Source organism: Aestuariivirga sp. (assembly GCF_047600585.1).
Taxonomy (GTDB): Bacteria; Pseudomonadota; Alphaproteobacteria; order Rhizobiales; family Aestuariivirgaceae; genus Aestuariivirga.
Map to the genome: position 1 here is coordinate 2,379,110 of NZ_JASGKP010000001.1, position 16,486 is coordinate 2,395,595.

Genomic DNA, 16,486 nt, shown 5'->3' on the forward strand with positions numbered 1-16,486 from the left:
TTTGTATCTCGAAAGTCCCGAAGGCTTACTTCTTGAGGAAGCCGAACTTCTGATTGAAGCGCGAGACGCGGCCGCCGCGGTCGACGAGGCCCTGCTGGCCGCCGGTCCACGCGGGATGGGACTTGGGATCGATGTCGAGGTTCAGCGTGTCGCCAGCCTTGCCATAGGTGGAGCGGGTGACGAACTTGGTGCCGTCCGTCATCACGACGGTGATCGGGTGGTAGTCGGGATGAATGCCGGACTTCATGATTTCAATCTCTTCAAAAAGACAAAATTGCGCCGTTCCACAGTCTGAAAAAGCGCGGGGTGACAAGGAATGAGGCGGTCCTATATAGGAGGCCGCGGGCGCCTGCAAGGCCCTCCGGAGATCAGGGTCTGAGATGAGTAACGTCTACGAACAGGAAGCCAAAAGGCGCGGCAAATCCAACAACTTGCGCCCCCTCCGAAGCCTCCTGCCCTTTCTCGGATCCTACCGGCGGCAAATCGTCTATGCGCTGGTTTCCCTGCTGGTGGCCTCGGGCGCCACGCTGATCATCCCCATTGCCGTCAGGCGGGTTCTCGACCACGGCTTCACCGGCGAGAATGCCAATCTGGTCGACCAGTATTTCGCGGTGATGCTGGCGGTGGTGCTGCTTCTCGCGGTGGGCTCGGCACTCCGCTTCTATTATGTGACCTGGATCGGCGAGCGCGTGGTGGCCGATATCCGCGATGCCCTGTTCCGCCATCTCACGCTGCTCACGCCCTCCTTCTACGAAGTGCAGAAGACGGGCGAAGTGATTTCCCGTCTCACCGCCGACACCACCCAGATCAAGAGCGCCTTCTCCTCCACCGCCTCGATCGCGCTCCGCAACGCGGTGATGCTGCTCGGTGCGCTGGCGATGATGATCTACACCAGCCCCACGCTCTCGGGCCTTGCCGCACTCGCGATTCCGCTGATCGTGCTGCCGCTCGTGCTCTATGGCCGGCGGGTGCGCGCCCTCTCGCGATTGGCGCAGGACACGCTTGCCGACAGTGCCGCCTTCGCACAGGAACGTTTGGGCGCCATCAGCACGGTACAATCAAACGCGCAGGAAGCCACCACCATGGCGGCCTTCGCGGGCGCCACCCGCACCGCCTTCAATGCCGCCGCCCAGCGCACCTTCGCCCGCGGTGTGCTCACCTTCCTGATCATCCTTGTGGCTTTGGGCGCCATCGTCGGCCTGCTCTGGTTCGGCGCGCGCGACGTGATGGCGGGAAAGCTTTCGGGCGGAACGCTGAGCCAGTTCGTGCTCTATGCCGTTTTCGCGGCAAGCTCGCTCGGGCAGTTGTCGGAAGTCTATGGCGAGATCCAGCTTGCCGCCGGTGCCGCCGAGCGCATTGCCGAACTGCTGCAGGAACAGCCGAAGATCACCTCTCCTGCGAAGCCCGTCGCTCTGCCGAAACCCGGACAGGGCCTCGTCACCTTCCGCGACGTGACGTTCCACTATCCGACACGGCCCGAGACCGAGATTCTGAAATCGCTCTCCTTCGAGGCGAAGCCCGGTGAAGTGGTGGCCATCGTCGGCCCCTCGGGTGCGGGCAAGACCACGATCTTCTCCCTGCTGCAACGCTTCCACGATCCGCAAAGGGGCACCATCTCCATTGACGGCGTGGCGCTGCCCACAGCTGACCTGACGGAACTCCGCAACCGCATCGCCACCGTGCCGCAGGACCCGGTCATCTTCTCAGGCTCTGTGCTGGAGAACATCCGCTTCGGACGCCCCGACGCCAGCATGGCCGATGTGGAAGCTGCCGCCGCCGCGGCCCGCGCCGATGGCTTCATCCGCGCCCTGCCGCAGGGCTACGACACCCCGCTTGGGGAGCGTGGCGTCACACTCTCGGGTGGCCAGCGTCAGCGCGTGGCCATTGCCCGCGCCATCCTGCGCAACGCGCCGATCCTGCTCCTTGATGAAGCGACGAGCGCGCTCGATGCCGAAAGCGAGCAGATGATCCAGCAGGCGCTGGAGACGATCACACAGCACCGCACCACGCTGGTGATTGCCCACCGTCTTGCCACGGTGCGCAATGCCAACCGCATTCTGGTGCTGGATCAGGGGCAACTGGTGGCCCAGGGCAGCCACAGCGAACTGATCGAGACGAACGAGCTTTACGCCCGCCTCGCCAAGCTGCAGTTCACCGGTCCGTCAGCTTGAGTTCGATGCGGCGGTTCTCCGCCTTGGCATCTTCGCTCGCGCCTTCCACCAGCGGCTGATATTCGCCGAAGCCTGCCGCCACGAGGTGCTTGGGCTGCACACCCTGCGCGATCAGGAACTTGACCACGGTGATGGCGCGGGCCGACGACAGTTCCCAGTTCGACTGGAAGATGGGCGACTGGATGGGGTCCGCATCAGTGTGACCATCGACGCGCAGCACCCAGGCGATGTCTTCCGGAATCTCGCGCTCAAGCTGGCGGAGCGCGTCAGCCAGCTTCAGCATTTCCACCTTGCCCGCCTCGTTCAGGTCGGCACTGGCCTTCGGGAACAGCACTTCCGCCTGGAAGACGAAGCGGTCGCCCACCACGAGAATGTCGGAGCGCTGCGACAGGATCTGGCGCAGGCGGCCAAAGAATTCCGAGCGGTACTTGGACAGCTCCTGCACCTTCTGCGCCAATGCCATGTTGAGGCGCTTGCCGAGGTCGGCCACCTGGGCTTCCGAGGCCTTGTTGCGCTCCTCAGCGGCGTCCAGCAGCGCATTCAGCTGCGAGAGCTGGCGGCGCATGGCGGAAATCTGCTGGTTGAGCAGTTCCACCTTGGCCAGCGCATCGGAGGAAATCTTCTTCTCGGCATCGAGCGATGTTTGCAGCGCCGAGACGATGGAGCCGGCTGACTGCCCCTTCTCGTTCTCCGCCTGAAGATCGGCCATCAGGCCCGCGTTCTTCGCCTTTTCCGAGTTGAGGTCATCGGTGAGCGAGAGAAGCTGCGCCTCGGCATCGGCCTTGGCGGCCTTTTCGAGGTTGAGGAGCTGGGTGAGTTCGGCGATCTGCGAGCGCAACTGCCCCAGCGCCGAATCCTGCCCGGTGATTTCCCGCGCCAGCAGGAACTGCGCGATCATGAAGACGGACAGCAGGAAGGTGATGACCAGCAGTAGCTGCGCCATGGCATCGACGAAGCCCGGCCAGTAAGGCGCGTCTTCCTGCCGTCTCCTGCGGGACAGTGCGGGCATGGGCGGCTATTCCCGGCTGCGTCCGCCGCTCTGGCGGATCAGGAGGCGCTGGATTTCACTTTGCTGCACCTGCTGGGTCTGGATCCAGTTGCGCACCATCTTCTGCTCGTCGCGCATCTGGGCCACGAGGCTTGCGACGGCATCGGCCAGTTGCTCGATTGTCTCGTTGCCGCTGCCGTTGGTGGCAGCGACCGCAGGCGTGGTGCTGGTCTCGCTCATCTGCTGGGCCAGGCGGTCGAGCGAGCGCTGCAAGCCCTGCATGTCGATCCGCATGAAGGCAGGCGTGCCGGCCTGGCTCGAACCCTCGCCCGTTCCGGCCTGCAGGTCGGTGATGGTGGAAAGCCAGTCTTCCAGGTCCTGGTAGAAGCGGTTCTGGGCCTGCGAGGCCTTGAGGTCCATGAAGCCCAGGATCAGCGAGCCGGAAAGGCCGAAGAGCGAGGACGAGAACGAAAGGCCCATGCCGGCCAGCGGGCGCTGCAGGCCGTTCTTCAGTTCCTCGAAGACCGAGCTTGATTGCGCCGTGGAGACATCGAGGCCGCGGATGGCATCGCCCACCGACGACACGGTTTCAAGAAGGCCCCAGAAAGTGCCGAGGAGGCCGAGGAAGATCAGCAGGCCGACGAGGTAGCGCATCAGGTCGCGGGCTTCATCGAGGCGGGAGGCCAGCGAATCGAGCAGCGAGCGCATGGAGGACGGCGAGAGGATGGTGCGGCGGTCGGCATCGCCCAGCATGGTGGCCATTGGGCCAAGCAGGATGGGCAGCGGCTGCTCCGAGCTTTCGCCGAGGCGGAAGTTGTTGACCCAGTTCACCTCCGGCATGAGGCGCCAGACCATGCGGTAGGCATAGACCATGCCGAGCAGCAGCGTCGCCACGATCAGGCCGTTGAGGAAGGGATTGGCCATGAAGGCCGCCTTGATGCCGTTGTAGATCACCGCCACCAGCACCGCGACCACCAGCGTGAACACCGCCATGTGGACGAGGTGAACCATCGGTTGTTCAAGTTGCGGCGATTCCTGTGCCATCGTTCCACCCCTTCCGGCTCTCCCGGCCGTTGTTATGGGGCAAGTTAGACGAGAAAGCGGCGCGGGGGAAAGGGGTTCAGTCCGGTTGTGAGACGCTCTTCGCAGTCCATGCATCACGGGAGGCCTGCTGCCGGGGTGCAGCCATGGCGGGTGTTGCAGCGGCGATCTCGAGAATGAGTTTGCGTTTCACCGCCAATGCAAAATTTTCAGGCTTGTCCGCCGAGACGACAAAACTCCCCGTGCCGCCGATGATGGTGTCTTCGAAGGCCTTCTCGAGATCGTAGGAGACAGGCCTGCCGCTCGCACAGGTGCGGCAGAGAACGGCAAGCCCGTTGATGGTGATGCCCTGTGCCAGCACGGCCTGACGCGCTTCGGGTACGCCTGCCCCGCCCCAGCTGTTCACGCTGTCGGCGGAAAGGTCGATCACCTTCCGCACCCCCTCGTACTCATTGGTGGCGATGGCGGCGGCGGCCTTGATCAGCGCATTGCCAATGGCATTGCGGCCACGGGCGATGCGGGGCGCGGCCAGCAGGGCCTCGTTGAAGGCGCGGACATCGTCGCCATTGGCGATGACCTTCCAGGGCACGACGACGATCTGGGAGTCCCACTGGCCCCATTCCATGTAGGTGACGGCGATCTTCTGGTATCGCCCGGCGGTGGCGATGGCGTCCAGCACGTCCTGCGAGGCCAACGCATCGGCATAACCCTGGCGCTGGTAGCGGATCTCGTCGTTGCCGATGGAGCCGGACGCATCCGCGAGGAGAACGAGTTCAAGATCGACCGCCTCGGCCCGCGCCACGGAGGCGGGGATCAAAAGCAATGCCAGCAGACTGAAAAGCACATGAAGCCGCATGCATTCGCCTCCCCTTGCAGGTGATACGACTGTCTCGGCGGCAAAGACGGCAAAATCATGCGCGGGCGGGGAGCAACCCCGCCGCTCGCGCAAGCTCTGGGCTCAGCCCATGGCCTTGTTGATTTCTTCCGTCATCTTCTTGGCGTCGCCGAAGAGCATCAGCGTATTGTCGCGCCAGAACAGGCCGTTATCGATGCCGGCATAACCCGACGACATGCCGCGCTTGATGAACATCACGGTCTTGGCCTTCCACACCTCGAGGACCGGCATGCCGTAGATGGGCGAGGCCGGGTCTTCCTTGGCGGCGGGGTTGGTGACGTCGTTGGCGCCGATGACGAAGGCGATGTCGGCCTGAGCGAACTCGCTGTTGATGTCTTCCAGTTCGAAGACCTCGTCATAGGGCACGTTCGCTTCGGCGAGCAGCACGTTCATGTGGCCGGGCATGCGGCCCGCCACCGGGTGGATGGCATATTTCACCGTGACGCCCGACTTCTTGAGATGATCGGCCATTTCGCGGAGCGCGTGCTGCGCCTGGGCGACGGCCATGCCGTAGCCCGGGACGATGATCACCGTCTCGGCGTTCTTCATCATGAAGGCGGCGTCGTCGGCAGAGCCCTGCTTCACAGGCTTCGTCTCGCCCTTGGCGGCGGGGCCGGCGCTTTCGCCGCCGAAGCCGCCGAGGATGACCGAGATGAAGCTGCGGTTCATGCCCTTGCACATGATGTAGGAGAGAATGGCGCCCGAGGAACCGACGAGCGCGCCCGTGATGATGAGCGCGGTGTTGGCCAGCGTGAAGCCGATGCCGGCGGCCGCCCAGCCGGAATAGGAGTTCAGCATCGAGACCACGACCGGCATGTCGGCGCCGCCGATCGGCACGATCAGCAGGAAGCCGAGGATGAAGCTGATCACCACAATGGCCCAGAACCAGATGTCCGCCGGGGTCTGGAAGAACATCACGATGGCGGCGAGGAGTGCGACACCGAGCGCGATGTTGATGACATGGCGGGCGGGCAGCAGGATGGGCGCACCCGACATGCGGCCATCGAGCTTGAGGAAGGCGATGACCGAGCCCGTGAAGGTGATGGCGCCGATGGCGGCACCAAGGGACATTTCAATGCGGCTCTGGGCGTGGATCACGCCATCCGTGGCAATGCCGAAGGCATCGGGTGCATAGAAGGCGGCAGCGGCCACGAAGACGGCAGCAAGGCCGACAAGCGAGTGGAAGGCGGCGACAAGCTGCGGCATCGCCGTCATGGGGATGCGCTTCGCCGTGATGCCGCCGATGACGGCTCCGATGGCGAGGCCGCCCACGATCAGGAGCCACGGCAGCACGCCCACCGGCTTTGCGAGCGCGAGGGTCGTCAGAACGGCAATGGTCATGCCGACCATGCCGTACATGTTGCCCTGGCGCGAGGTGGCGGGCGAGGAGAGCCCGCGCAGCGCCATGATGAAGAGCGCACCTGCGACGAGATAGAGAAGGGCTGCGAGATTGGCGCTCATCTTACTTCTCTTTCTTCTTGTACATGGCAAGCATGCGCGAGGTGACCATGAAGCCGCCGAAAATGTTGATCGAGGCCAGCACCAGCGCAAGGAAGCCGAAGATCATGGCGAGCGTCGAGCCGGAGGCAATCGCCCCTGCCCCCACGGCGAGCAGCGCACCCACCACGATCACCGAGGAAATGGCGTTGGTCACGCTCATCAGCGGCGTGTGGAGGGCGGGTGTCACGTTCCACACCACGTAGTAACCCACGAACACCGCAAGCACGAAGATGCCGAGCAGCGAAATGAAGGGGTCGATCGAATGGGCCATCTGTTCCATTATTTCGCCTCGTAGATTTTGTGCACGAGCTTGCCGCCCTTGGCGATCAGCGTGCCGGAAATGCATTCATCCGCCTCGTCGATCTTGAGCGATCCGTCCTTCTGGATGATCAGGTCGAGGAAGTTGGCGATGTTCTTGGCAAAGAGCGGTGTCGCGTTGCCCGCAAGCCTGCCTGCGAGATTGAGGGTGCCGATGATCTTGACGCCCTTGTGCTCGACGATCTGGTCGGGCTTGGAGAGCGGGCAGTTGCCGCCCCGCTCGACCGCGAGGTCGACGATGATCGAGCCGGGCTTCATGCTCTCCACCATTTCCTTGGTGATGAGGGTGGGCGCCGGGCGGCCGGGGATGAGCGCGGTGGTGATCACCACGTCCTGCGACTTGATATGGGAGGCAACCAGTTCCGCCTGCTTGGCCTTTTCCTCGGCCGTCAGTTCACGGGCATAGCCCGCGGCGGTGGCCGCTTCGGCGAGATCGACATAGACGAACTTGGCGCCCAGCGACTTCACCTGCTCTTCGGTGGCCTTGCGGACGTCGGTGGCAGAGACAATCGCGCCCAGGCGGCGCGCGGTGGCGATGGCCTGCAGGCCGGCAACACCCACACCCATGATGAAGACCTTGGCGGCAGGCACGGTGCCCGCGGCCGTCATCATCATCGGGAAGGCGCGGCCAAAGGCGGCGCCCGCTTCGATCACCGCCTTGTAGCCGGCGAGGTTTGCCTGCGAGGAGAGAATGTCCATGGCCTGAGCACGGGTGATGCGCGGCATCAGTTCCATGGCAAAGCCGGTGACGCCTGCCTTGGCGAAGTCTTCCAGCGCCTTGCGGTCGCCGTAGGGTTCGAGGCCGCCGGCGACGATGGCACCCTCTTTCATGGCCTTGAGAAGTTTCTCGCCGGGCCTGCGGATGGTGAGGACGATGTCGGCGTCCTTGACCACCGCCTCGCCTTTCACGATCTCGGCGCCGGCCGCCTTGAAATCATCGTCGGAGATGTTGGAGCCAAGGCCCGCGCCGGACTGCACGGCCACCTTGGCGCCCTTCTTGATGTAGGCCTTCACCACGTCGGGCGAGGCCGCGACACGCGCCTCCCCCGGATGACTTTCGGCGGGAATCGCGATCTTCATGGTGTCTTCTGCTTAGAGGTTGATGGCGACGAAGAGCCCGAACAGCACAAGCAGGCCCCCGGAGAGGAACCACTTGCCGCCGGCGCGGGCATCGATCAGCGTGGCGATGATGCCGACGATCAGGCCGGCAAAGCCGGTGAGCACGTTGAGAGAGTCCATGAAGCCGAAGGCAACCAGCGCAACAAGGACATAGCCACAGATGATGGCCAGGGCGACGGAGCCGGTGAGGAAGCCCTCATAGGTCTCCTTGTGGTCCTGGAATCCGCGCGGCGAATGAGACGGAGAATGGTCGGCCATACTGTTCCCTCAAATGGCTGAATCTGTAATGGCACCACGCTTAGCCGGGGTGGCCCCGGCGTGCAAGACGTGGAAACGCGCACCTTTTGGCGCAGGGCCGGCGCTCGTCGAAGGTCAGGCAGGCGCTAGGGCGGCCAGGGCCGGAAGGTTCCCGAAATGATAGACCGCCACGGGGAGCGGATGGCCGTCCCAGACATAGGTTCCGGTTGAGACGGCCTGGCCGCCCATGGCGTCGTAAAAGCGGCGGGCCCGGGCATTGGCGCTGATCACCTCGAGAGCAAGCCCCCTGCCCCCGCGCGCCTGCCAGTCCCGCGCAATGAGCCCCATCAGCGCCTTGCCGAGCCCCTTCCGGTGCCAGTGGGCCGCGACATAGATCGCCGCCACATTGCCGTCCATGCCGTAGCCCGGCGGTTCGGCGGCCCCGCCGATAACGAAGCCCACAAGGTTATCGCCTGCACAGGCGGCGTGAATGATGCGGGTGGGATCGGCCAGGCGTTTTTCCCAGGCTGAGATCATCTTCGTGACGTCGAAGCCTGCAATCACGTCAGGCGGCAGAATATCGCCCAGAGACTCCCGCCAGCACTGCACATGAAGGGCGGCCATGGCGGCGGCCTCTCCCGGTGCAGGGCGGCGGAAGCGGAGTTCGTTCACTCCGTCTTCTCAAGTTCGTCGATCATGCCGGAGATGACGCTGAGCCCCTTCTGCCAGAAGGCGGGATCCGTGGCGTCGAGTCCGAAAGGCTTCAGCAGCTCCGAGTGGTGCTTGGTGCCGCCCGCTTTCAGCATGGCGAAATACTTGTCCTGGAAGCCCGCCGCGCTTTCCTTGTAACGCGCGTAGAGCGAGTTCACGAGGCAATCGCCGAAGGCATAGGCATAGACGTAGAACGGCGAGTGGATGAAGTGCGGGATGTAGGTCCAGAACACCTCGTAGCCCTCGCCGAAGGTGATGGCGTCACCCAGGCTCTCGCGCTGCACCTCAAGCCAGATGGCATTGAGCTGGTCCGGCGTCAGTTCACCTTCCTTGCGGGCGGAGTGCACCTTGCGCTCGAAAGTGTAGAAGGCGATCTGGCGCACCACCGTGTTGATCATGTCCTCCACCTTGGAGGCGAGCAGCGCCTTGCGCTTCTTCGGGTCCGTGGTGTTCTTGAGAATGCGCTGGAAGGTCAGCATCTCGCCGAAGACCGAAGCCGTCTCGGCCAGCGTGAGCGGCGTGGACGCCATCAGCGCGCCCTGCGGAGCAGCCAGCACCTGATGCACGCCATGGCCCAGTTCGTGGGCGAGCGTCATCACATCGCGCGGCTTGCCGAGATAGTTGAGCAGCACATAGGGATGCGCCGACGGCACGGTCGGATGCGCGAAGGCGCCGGGTGACTTGCCGGGGCGTGCGGGCGCGTCGATCCAGCGCTTGTCGAAGAAGCCCTTGGCGATCGATGCCATCTCGGGAGCGAATTCTCCGTAGGCGGACAATACGGTCTCGCGCGCTTCGTCCCAGGGAATGTCGCGCGTGTCCTCCTGCGGCAGGGGCGCATTGCGGTCCCAGTGCATGAGCGTCTCCTTGCCCAGCCACTTCGCCTTCATGCGGTAGTAGCGGTGCGAGAGCTTGGGATAGGCGGCGCGCACCGCATCGACGAGAGCGGCAACGACTTCAGGTTCGACCCGGTTCGAGAGATGGCGCGCGTCGGCGATGTCCTTGAAGCCGCGCCAGCGGTCAGAAATGTCCTTGTCTTTCGACAGCGTGTTGGTGATGAGCGTAAACAGGCGGAGGTTCGATTTGAACGTCTTCGCCAGCGCCTCGGCACCCGTTCTGCGGCGCGCCTCGTCCGGCGACTGCATGAGATTCAGTGTGGGCTCCAGAGTGAGCTGCTTGCCGTCCACCTCGAAGCGGAGATCGGCCATGGTCTCGTCGAACAGGCGGTTGAACGCGCCCGCCGCCGTCTGCGACTTTTCGAGGAAGAGCTGTTCCAGCTTGTCATCGAGCTGATAGGGCTTCTCCATGCGCAGGTTGTCGAGCCAGGGCTTGTAATGGGCGAGTGCGGGTTCGCGCAGCGCGTTTGCCAGCGCCGTGTCGTCGATCTTGTTCAGTTCGAGTTCGAAGAAAAGCAACTGGCTCGAAAGTTCGGTGAGCGTGTTCGAGACGTCGCCATAGAACTTGGCGCGCGCTGCATCGGTGGTGTCGCCTACGTAGTGAAGCTGCGCGTAGGAGCCGATCCGGCCCACGAGATCGGAGAGCGAATCATATTCACCGATCGCCTTGGCGAGATCCTTGGGCGAGGCGCTCGCCAGTTTTCCGCTCCAGGCTGATGCGAATGCAGCGCAGCGCGTGCGTGCTTCCTTCACGTCGGCGGTGAAGGCGGGCGAATCGGGCGCGGGATAAAGGTCGGCGAGGTTCCACTCTGGCAGATTGGCAAGAGCGGTGGAAGCAGATGTCATGATGATCCTCAAAATGTGAGCGGCGGAAGAGATCTCTTCCCGTTTCACCGGGAAATATGGAGGAGCGGGCCTCGCAAGACAACGGTGCACCGCTCGACGGCTCCGATCGCGGCGAAGGTCTGGCCGGAGTTTGTCCCCAATTGGGCAAGCCCGTTAAGAGGGAATTTACCCTTACCTGTCACAAATCGCGACACGTCCCAAGCGGACCCTAGAAACCGCACCGAAAACCCTTGGTCAGTGAAGAAGTGATACCGGAATGGCTGCTCGCGTACTGATTGTCGAAGACGAACCCGCTCAACGCCGCATTCTCGAAGAAATGGTGAAGCGCTTCGGCTTCGAAGCGGCTGCGGTGGATGGTGGACAGAAAGCGCTCGATGCGCTCCGCGGACCCCAGGGCGGCACCTACGAGATGGTGATCCTCGATCTCGTGATGCCTGAAATGGACGGCATCGAATTCCTCGAAAAACTCCAGGGCGTGCGCGGCGATCTTCCGGTGATCGTGCAGACATCGCAGGGCTCGATCGAAACGGTGATCCGCGCGATGCGCGCCGGTGCCGATGATTTCGTGGTAAAGCCCGTCTCGCCCGAGCGCCTCAAGGTCTCGATCCAGAACCTGCTCAAGGTCAATGCCCTCACCGAAGAGGTGAAGCGCCTCAACAAGAAGGTCAGCGGCGCGCTCACCTTCGCCGATCTCATCGCCTCCTCCGCCGGCATGGGCAATGTCATCCGCCTCGGCAAGCGCGGTGCCGCCTCCAACATTCCGATCCTCATCGAAGGCGAATCCGGCGTCGGCAAGGAAATGATCGCCCGTGCCATCCAGGGCGAGAGCGACCGGGCCGGTCGTTCCTTCGTCGCCGTGAACTGCGGCGCGATCCCTGAGAACCTCGTCGAATCCACCCTCTTCGGTCACGAGAAGGGCTCCTTCACCGGCGCCACCTCCAAACACATCGGCAAGTTCCAGGAAGCGGACGGCGGCACGCTGTTCCTCGATGAAGTTGCCGAACTGCCGCTCGAGATGCAGGTGAAGCTGCTGCGCGCCATCCAGGAAGGCGAGATCGATCCCGTTGGTTCGCGCAAGCCGGTGAAGGTGAACGTGCGCATCGTCTCGGCCACCAATCGCAACATGATCGAGATGGTGAAGGCCGGGCAGTTCCGCGAAGACCTCTACTACCGCCTCAACGTTTTCCCGATCATGGTGCCGCCGCTCCGCGACCGGAAGGATGACGTGCCGGCCCTCATCCAGCACTTCATCACCAAGCTGTCCGCCGAAGAGGGCCGCAAGGTCCATGGCATCAAGCCGGACGCGCTGGCCATGCTCATGGCCTACGCCTGGCCGGGCAATGTCCGCCAGCTCGAGAACACCGTCTTCCGGGCAATCGTGCTCTGTGAAGGCGACCAGCTCGGCATCGAGGACTTCCCCCAGATCGCCTCCCTCGTCGACGGTTACGAGATCAAGGTTCCGGCCGCTCCGGTCATGCCGGCGGCACCCGTCCAGACGCACAGTGGCCCCCGCAAGGGCGGAACCGAGGTCAGCGACGGCACGGCGCTCGGCATTCCGGTTGTGACCGACGGCGGCCACATCCGCAAACTGGAAGACGTGGAAGCGGACATGATCCGCCTCGCCCTCCACCGCTATCGCGGGCAAATGTCTGAGGTCGCTCGGAAGTTGGGCATCGGGCGCTCCACACTTTATCGCAAGATGCGCGATTTGGGACTGGAAGAAGCCGCGAGCTGAACCCAAATACTTCCCACGGCGAATCTGTTTATAAAATGTTGTGCTGTGTTGCAGCACGGACATTGCAAACGAACTACCGGGAGTCTAAGTAAAAATCTCCCCGGGGAGTCGAAATGGACACGCGTTTTATAAAGGCCGCAGCATCGGTTGCTGCTCTTCTGATCCTCATCACTCCCGCTGATGCCGACAACGGGCAGAAGAAGAAACGCAAGAGTTTCTTCGAGTCCCTCTTCGGAACGAGCGAAGAACGCGCCAGCCGGGCGGAGCGCCGCCGGCAGATGGATGCCGAGCGCCGCGGCTGGTGGTTGCGTGACAACGGTGTCGATGTTTACCGCGATCCGTCCTTCGGTTCGGGCAAACGCCAGTATGCGAACGACGCCGACTACGGCGATCCGGAACCCACCATTCCCGGCATGGGCATGGGCAATCTCACCTATGGCCTGCCCCGGCTCGTTGCCGTATCCGACAAGAGCCTGATCCCCATGCCGGCCACCGGCGTGGAGGGTGAAGCTGTGCGGATTGTGCTCTCCGACGCCAAGACGCCCGTGAAGGCCGACCAGCCTGTGCGCGATGCCGTGATCGCCCTCTACAAGGACAGTCAGTTCAAGCCGCTCTGGCTGGAGAATGGCAAGGTGTCCGAGCGGGCCAAGACGGTTCTGGCGACGCTCAAGAATTCTGCCCAGGAAGGCCTTGAACCGGCGCGCTACCTGCCCGGCGGCTTCACCTCCTTCGACGACATGGACGGTCAGATTGCCGGCAGCAACATTGCGGCCGCACAGTTCGATGTGGGCCTCACCACGGCCGTTGCGACCTATGCCGTCCACATGACGGGCGGCGCCTTCGAGCCGAGCAAGCTCTCGCTCTATCACGACATCCAACCTGAAGCCGTGTCGCCATCAACGGCGCTCAAGGTTCTGGCGTACACGCCCTTCCCCGCGGAATATCTGAAGACGCTGGAACCGAGCCACCCGGCCTATGCCATTCTCAAGGCGGAGCTGGCCAAGCTTTCGAACGACACGGCCGAGAAGCCCGTCCCCTTCCCCACCGGAAAGCGTGTGAAGGTCGGGCAGAAGGATGCCCGCATCCCGGAACTCCGCGCCCGCATGGTGGCTCTCGGACATCTTTCCTCTGACGACGCCGATGCCGCCGATCCGGAAAAGCTCGATGTCCTCGACAAGACCCTGAGCAAGAGCCTGAAGCTCTATCAGGCCAGCGCCGGCATTCCCCAGACGGGCGCGCTTGATCAGGCGACGGTCAAGTCCTTCAACGGCGTCGACACTGGCAGCGAACGCGACAAGCTGATCGCCAGCATGGAACGGATCCGCTGGCTGCCGAAGAACCTCGGCCAGCGCTATGTCTTCGTCAACCAGGCGGCCCAGGAAGTGGTGGTGATGAACCACGGCAAGCGGGAGTGGACGAGCCGCGTCATCGTCGGCCGTCCGACCACCCAGACTGCCGTCTTCTCGGATGAGATGGAAACCGTGGTGTTCAACCCGACCTGGGGCATGCCGCAGTCGATCATCATCAACGAATACCGCAACAAGCTGCGCCGCGACCCGGGCTATTTCGACCGCAACGGCTATCAGGTGATCAACGCCAAGGGCAAGAAGGTCTCCTCCCGCTCGATCAACTGGGGGGCGGTCGGTCCCAATTCCGGGATCGGCGTGATCCAGAAGGCGGGCTCTGGCAATGCGCTGGGCGAACTGAAATTCCTCTTCCCCAACAGCCACTCGATCTACATGCACGACACCCCGAACCGGGAACTCTTCTCCCAGGACAGCCGGGCCTTCAGCCATGGCTGCGTGCGCGTCCAGAACCCGCGTGAGTTCGCCAAGGTTCTGCTCGGCATCGACGACGCCCAGGTGGAGGCGCGTCTGGCCGGTGGCGAGACCGAAAACGTCAAGGTCCAGGGCAACATCAAGGTGCACCTGACCTACTTCACGGCATGGCCCGATTCTGACGGAAAAGTCCGTTATTATTCCGATATTTACGAGCGGGATAAGTCGATCACGGCGGCCGAGGCCCTGGTGGCCCGGACCTTCGGTGGTGCGACGGGGGAAAAGATCGTTCAAACTGCGGCAAAATCGACCAGTTTGGTTAGCGACTAAATCCTTTGAATCGCCACCATTAATCCCCAATTAATCATAATCGGGCATGGTTACTCCCATAACGGGGTTGCCTCATCGCAGCCTTAATCTTGTTCGATGTCGGGTTCAGGACTAGAGTGGGTGGGTAACTTCCTCAAGTCCGGCCTGTATGTGTGGGAGCCGGGCCGGTGCTCGGGGTTAGTTGCGTGGAACAAAATCAGGTAACGGACGTCGGACATCGTTTTCCTTTGACCAAGAAATTCGCCAAAGCGTTGGCCTCCATGGCCATTGTCGGAACGCTCGCTCTCGGTGCGTGGTCTTTTGCCGGCACGTCGCCTTCGGTCGCTGGCGGTGAAACGCGCACGATTTCGCTGTATCACATCCACACCAAGGAAAGCCTGACGATCACGTACATGAAGGACGGACGCTACATTCCGTCGGCCATGAACAAGATCAACTACCTGCTCCGCGACTGGCGCCGCAACGAGCCGATCACCATTGATCCGCGCACCCTCGACCTTCTGTACGAGCTGCACGCCGACCTGGGTTCGACCCAGCCAATTCACATCGTCTGCGGCTACCGCAGCCCGCGCACCAACGCCTTCCTGAAGAAGATCGGCCGCCACGTTGCGACCAAGAGCCAGCACATGAAGGGCAAGGCGATCGACTTCTATTTCCCTGACGTGCCGACGACCAAGATCCGCAACAGCGCGCTTGTCCGCCAGGTGGGCGGCGTCGGTTATTACAGCTCTGCGGGTGGTCCCACGGGCTTCCTGCACATCGACTCCGGCAACGTCCGTCACTGGGGCCCCGGCATGGCGCCCTCGCAGATGGCCAGCCTCCTCCGCGATGGCAAGAAGTACGTCGGCAAGCGCCTCACCGGCAAGCAGCCGCTGCCCGATGCTTCGGTTGAAGTGGCCTCCGAGGATGACGACAACGACAAGAACGGCGGCCTCTGGGGTCTCGTGACCGGCAAGGGCCGCAAGAAGGCCCCTGCCGACCAGACCGCGCCGCTTGATGCCTACAATGGCGGCCAGATGGCCCAGTGGAGCGAAGACGCCGCTGCGGTTGGCGCCGATACGATCAGCTCTGCCGCGCCGCTGGATGACGCCATCGTCGATCAGCCGGCCACGGCCGAACGCAAGAGCAAGAAGCTCGTCGATCCTGATACCGACGGCCTCGCCTCCATGGCCCAGACGGCGGCTGTCGAAGCCCTCGCCGATGGTTCGGGCGATGACGAAGGTGCCGCTGCGCCGAAGCCTCTCGCCTCCGCCTCCATCGTCAAGCCGCGCCTGAAGCCGCGTTCGGTGATGCAGCTCGCATCGGCTGATGCCAGCGTCAACATCGAGCCCGCCAGCGCGCCGCCGGAAGGCCAGAACTGGAGCAAGAAGCCCTCGCCTGTCGCCAACGAAGAACTGGCCAGCCTGAGCGAAGATGCCGCCAACGAGGAAGATGACCAGATCGATGTCATCTCCAACGTCGAAACCAAGACCAGCTTCAACCCGCCGCTGCGCGATCAGACGCAGCAGGACGGCGCTTCGATCCAGCCGGGCATCGCCTCGCTGGGCGGCGCCAGCGACAGCTGGTGGAACAGCCTCTTTGCCAGCGCCAAGCAGGTGCAGAGCAACGATGAGGTTGCCGCCAAGGTCGATGCCAACCTGAACGAAATCATGCCGCGCGCGGCGATCCTGGGTGAAGACGGCTCGGGCATCGTCGGCTTCAAGGCGCCGACCGCTGCCACGGGCAAGGGCGACATGCTCTCCGTGAACCGCGAGGGCAAGGGCAACCTGCCACCGCTCAATGTGCGCATGTCGCAGGCCGTGACCCCGTCCAACAGCGACGGCTCGACCGAATAGGATTCAGACCATCAAACGAAAAAGCCCCGCATCGCCGGGGCTTTTTTGTTGCTGGGGTGCGCGTCCGGAATGGCGGCCCCCTCTTCCGT

At 63.3% G+C, this 16,486-nt stretch carries 14 protein-coding genes; 4 read left to right on the top strand and 10 right to left on the bottom strand.

All coding sequences use genetic code 11. The features are described from left to right. Positions 1 to 25 precede the first annotated feature (25 nt). A complete protein-coding gene (rpmE, locus tag QM801_RS11820) occupies positions 26 to 247 on the bottom strand; it encodes a 50S ribosomal protein L31 (RefSeq protein WP_415019409.1) in 222 nt (73 codons plus the stop codon). Positions 248 to 380: 133 nt separating this feature from the next. Here rpmE and QM801_RS11825 point away from each other — a divergent pair, with 133 nt between their 5' ends. Next, complete coding sequence (locus tag QM801_RS11825) at positions 381 to 2,171, top strand: ABC transporter transmembrane domain-containing protein (protein ID WP_415019410.1); 1,791 nt, start codon at positions 381 to 383, stop codon at positions 2,169 to 2,171. Here QM801_RS11825 and QM801_RS11830 read toward each other — a convergent pair. From QM801_RS11830 to QM801_RS11870, 9 genes are all read right to left on the bottom strand, one after another. Continuing rightward, complete coding sequence (locus QM801_RS11830; protein ID WP_415019411.1) at positions 2,152 to 3,180, bottom strand: peptidoglycan -binding protein; 1,029 nt, start codon at positions 3,178 to 3,180, stop codon at positions 2,152 to 2,154. The genes QM801_RS11825 and QM801_RS11830 overlap by 20 nt on opposite strands. Before the next feature lie 6 nt (positions 3,181 to 3,186). After that, positions 3,187 to 4,203: a flagellar motor protein MotA gene (locus tag QM801_RS11835; RefSeq protein WP_415019412.1), complete on the bottom strand. Its 1,017-nt coding sequence runs from the start codon at positions 4,201 to 4,203 to the stop codon at positions 3,187 to 3,189. 76 nt (positions 4,204 to 4,279) lie between these two features. After that, positions 4,280 to 5,056, bottom strand: coding sequence for a DUF1194 domain-containing protein (locus QM801_RS11840; RefSeq protein WP_415019413.1), 777 nt, complete (start codon positions 5,054 to 5,056; stop codon positions 4,280 to 4,282). 102 nt (positions 5,057 to 5,158) lie between these two features. After that, entirely contained in the window at positions 5,159 to 6,556 is a 1,398-nt protein-coding gene (locus QM801_RS11845; protein WP_415019414.1) for an NAD(P)(+) transhydrogenase (Re/Si-specific) subunit beta, read from the bottom strand. 1 nt (position 6,557) lies between these two features. Continuing rightward, entirely contained in the window at positions 6,558 to 6,875 is a 318-nt protein-coding gene (locus QM801_RS11850) for a proton-translocating transhydrogenase family protein (RefSeq protein ID WP_415019415.1), read from the bottom strand. Next, complete coding sequence (locus QM801_RS11855; protein WP_415019416.1) at positions 6,875 to 7,993, bottom strand: Re/Si-specific NAD(P)(+) transhydrogenase subunit alpha; 1,119 nt, start codon at positions 7,991 to 7,993, stop codon at positions 6,875 to 6,877. Before QM801_RS11855 ends, QM801_RS11850 begins: the two co-directional genes overlap by 1 nt. A gap of 12 nt (positions 7,994 to 8,005) precedes the next feature. Continuing rightward, a complete protein-coding gene (locus QM801_RS11860) occupies positions 8,006 to 8,290 on the bottom strand; it encodes a hypothetical protein (protein ID WP_415019417.1) in 285 nt (94 codons plus the stop codon). 114 nt (positions 8,291 to 8,404) lie between these two features. After that, the gene (locus QM801_RS11865; RefSeq protein ID WP_415019418.1) at positions 8,405 to 8,941 is read right to left on the bottom strand and encodes a GNAT family N-acetyltransferase; all 537 of its coding nucleotides are present in this window, start codon (positions 8,939 to 8,941) and stop codon (positions 8,405 to 8,407) included. Continuing rightward, positions 8,938 to 10,719: a M3 family oligoendopeptidase gene (locus tag QM801_RS11870; RefSeq protein WP_415019419.1), complete on the bottom strand. Its 1,782-nt coding sequence runs from the start codon at positions 10,717 to 10,719 to the stop codon at positions 8,938 to 8,940. Before QM801_RS11870 ends, QM801_RS11865 begins: the two co-directional genes overlap by 4 nt. 256 nt (positions 10,720 to 10,975) lie before the next feature. Here QM801_RS11870 and QM801_RS11875 point away from each other — a divergent pair, with 256 nt between their 5' ends. The 3 genes from QM801_RS11875 to QM801_RS11885 all read left to right on the top strand — a co-directional run bounded on the left by QM801_RS11875 (position 10,976) and on the right by QM801_RS11885 (position 16,397). Further along, positions 10,976 to 12,454 (top strand): sigma-54-dependent transcriptional regulator, encoded by a 1,479-nt coding sequence (locus tag QM801_RS11875; RefSeq protein WP_415019420.1) that lies wholly within the window; start codon positions 10,976 to 10,978, stop codon positions 12,452 to 12,454. 113 nt (positions 12,455 to 12,567) lie between these two features. Further along, the gene (locus QM801_RS11880; protein WP_415019421.1) at positions 12,568 to 14,562 is read left to right on the top strand and encodes a L,D-transpeptidase family protein; all 1,995 of its coding nucleotides are present in this window, start codon (positions 12,568 to 12,570) and stop codon (positions 14,560 to 14,562) included. 260 nt (positions 14,563 to 14,822) lie between these two features. After that, on the top strand, positions 14,823 to 16,397 hold the full coding sequence (locus QM801_RS11885) for a DUF882 domain-containing protein (RefSeq protein WP_415019422.1): 1,575 nt from the start codon (positions 14,823 to 14,825) through the stop codon (positions 16,395 to 16,397). The last annotated feature ends 89 nt before the right edge of the window (positions 16,398 to 16,486 follow it).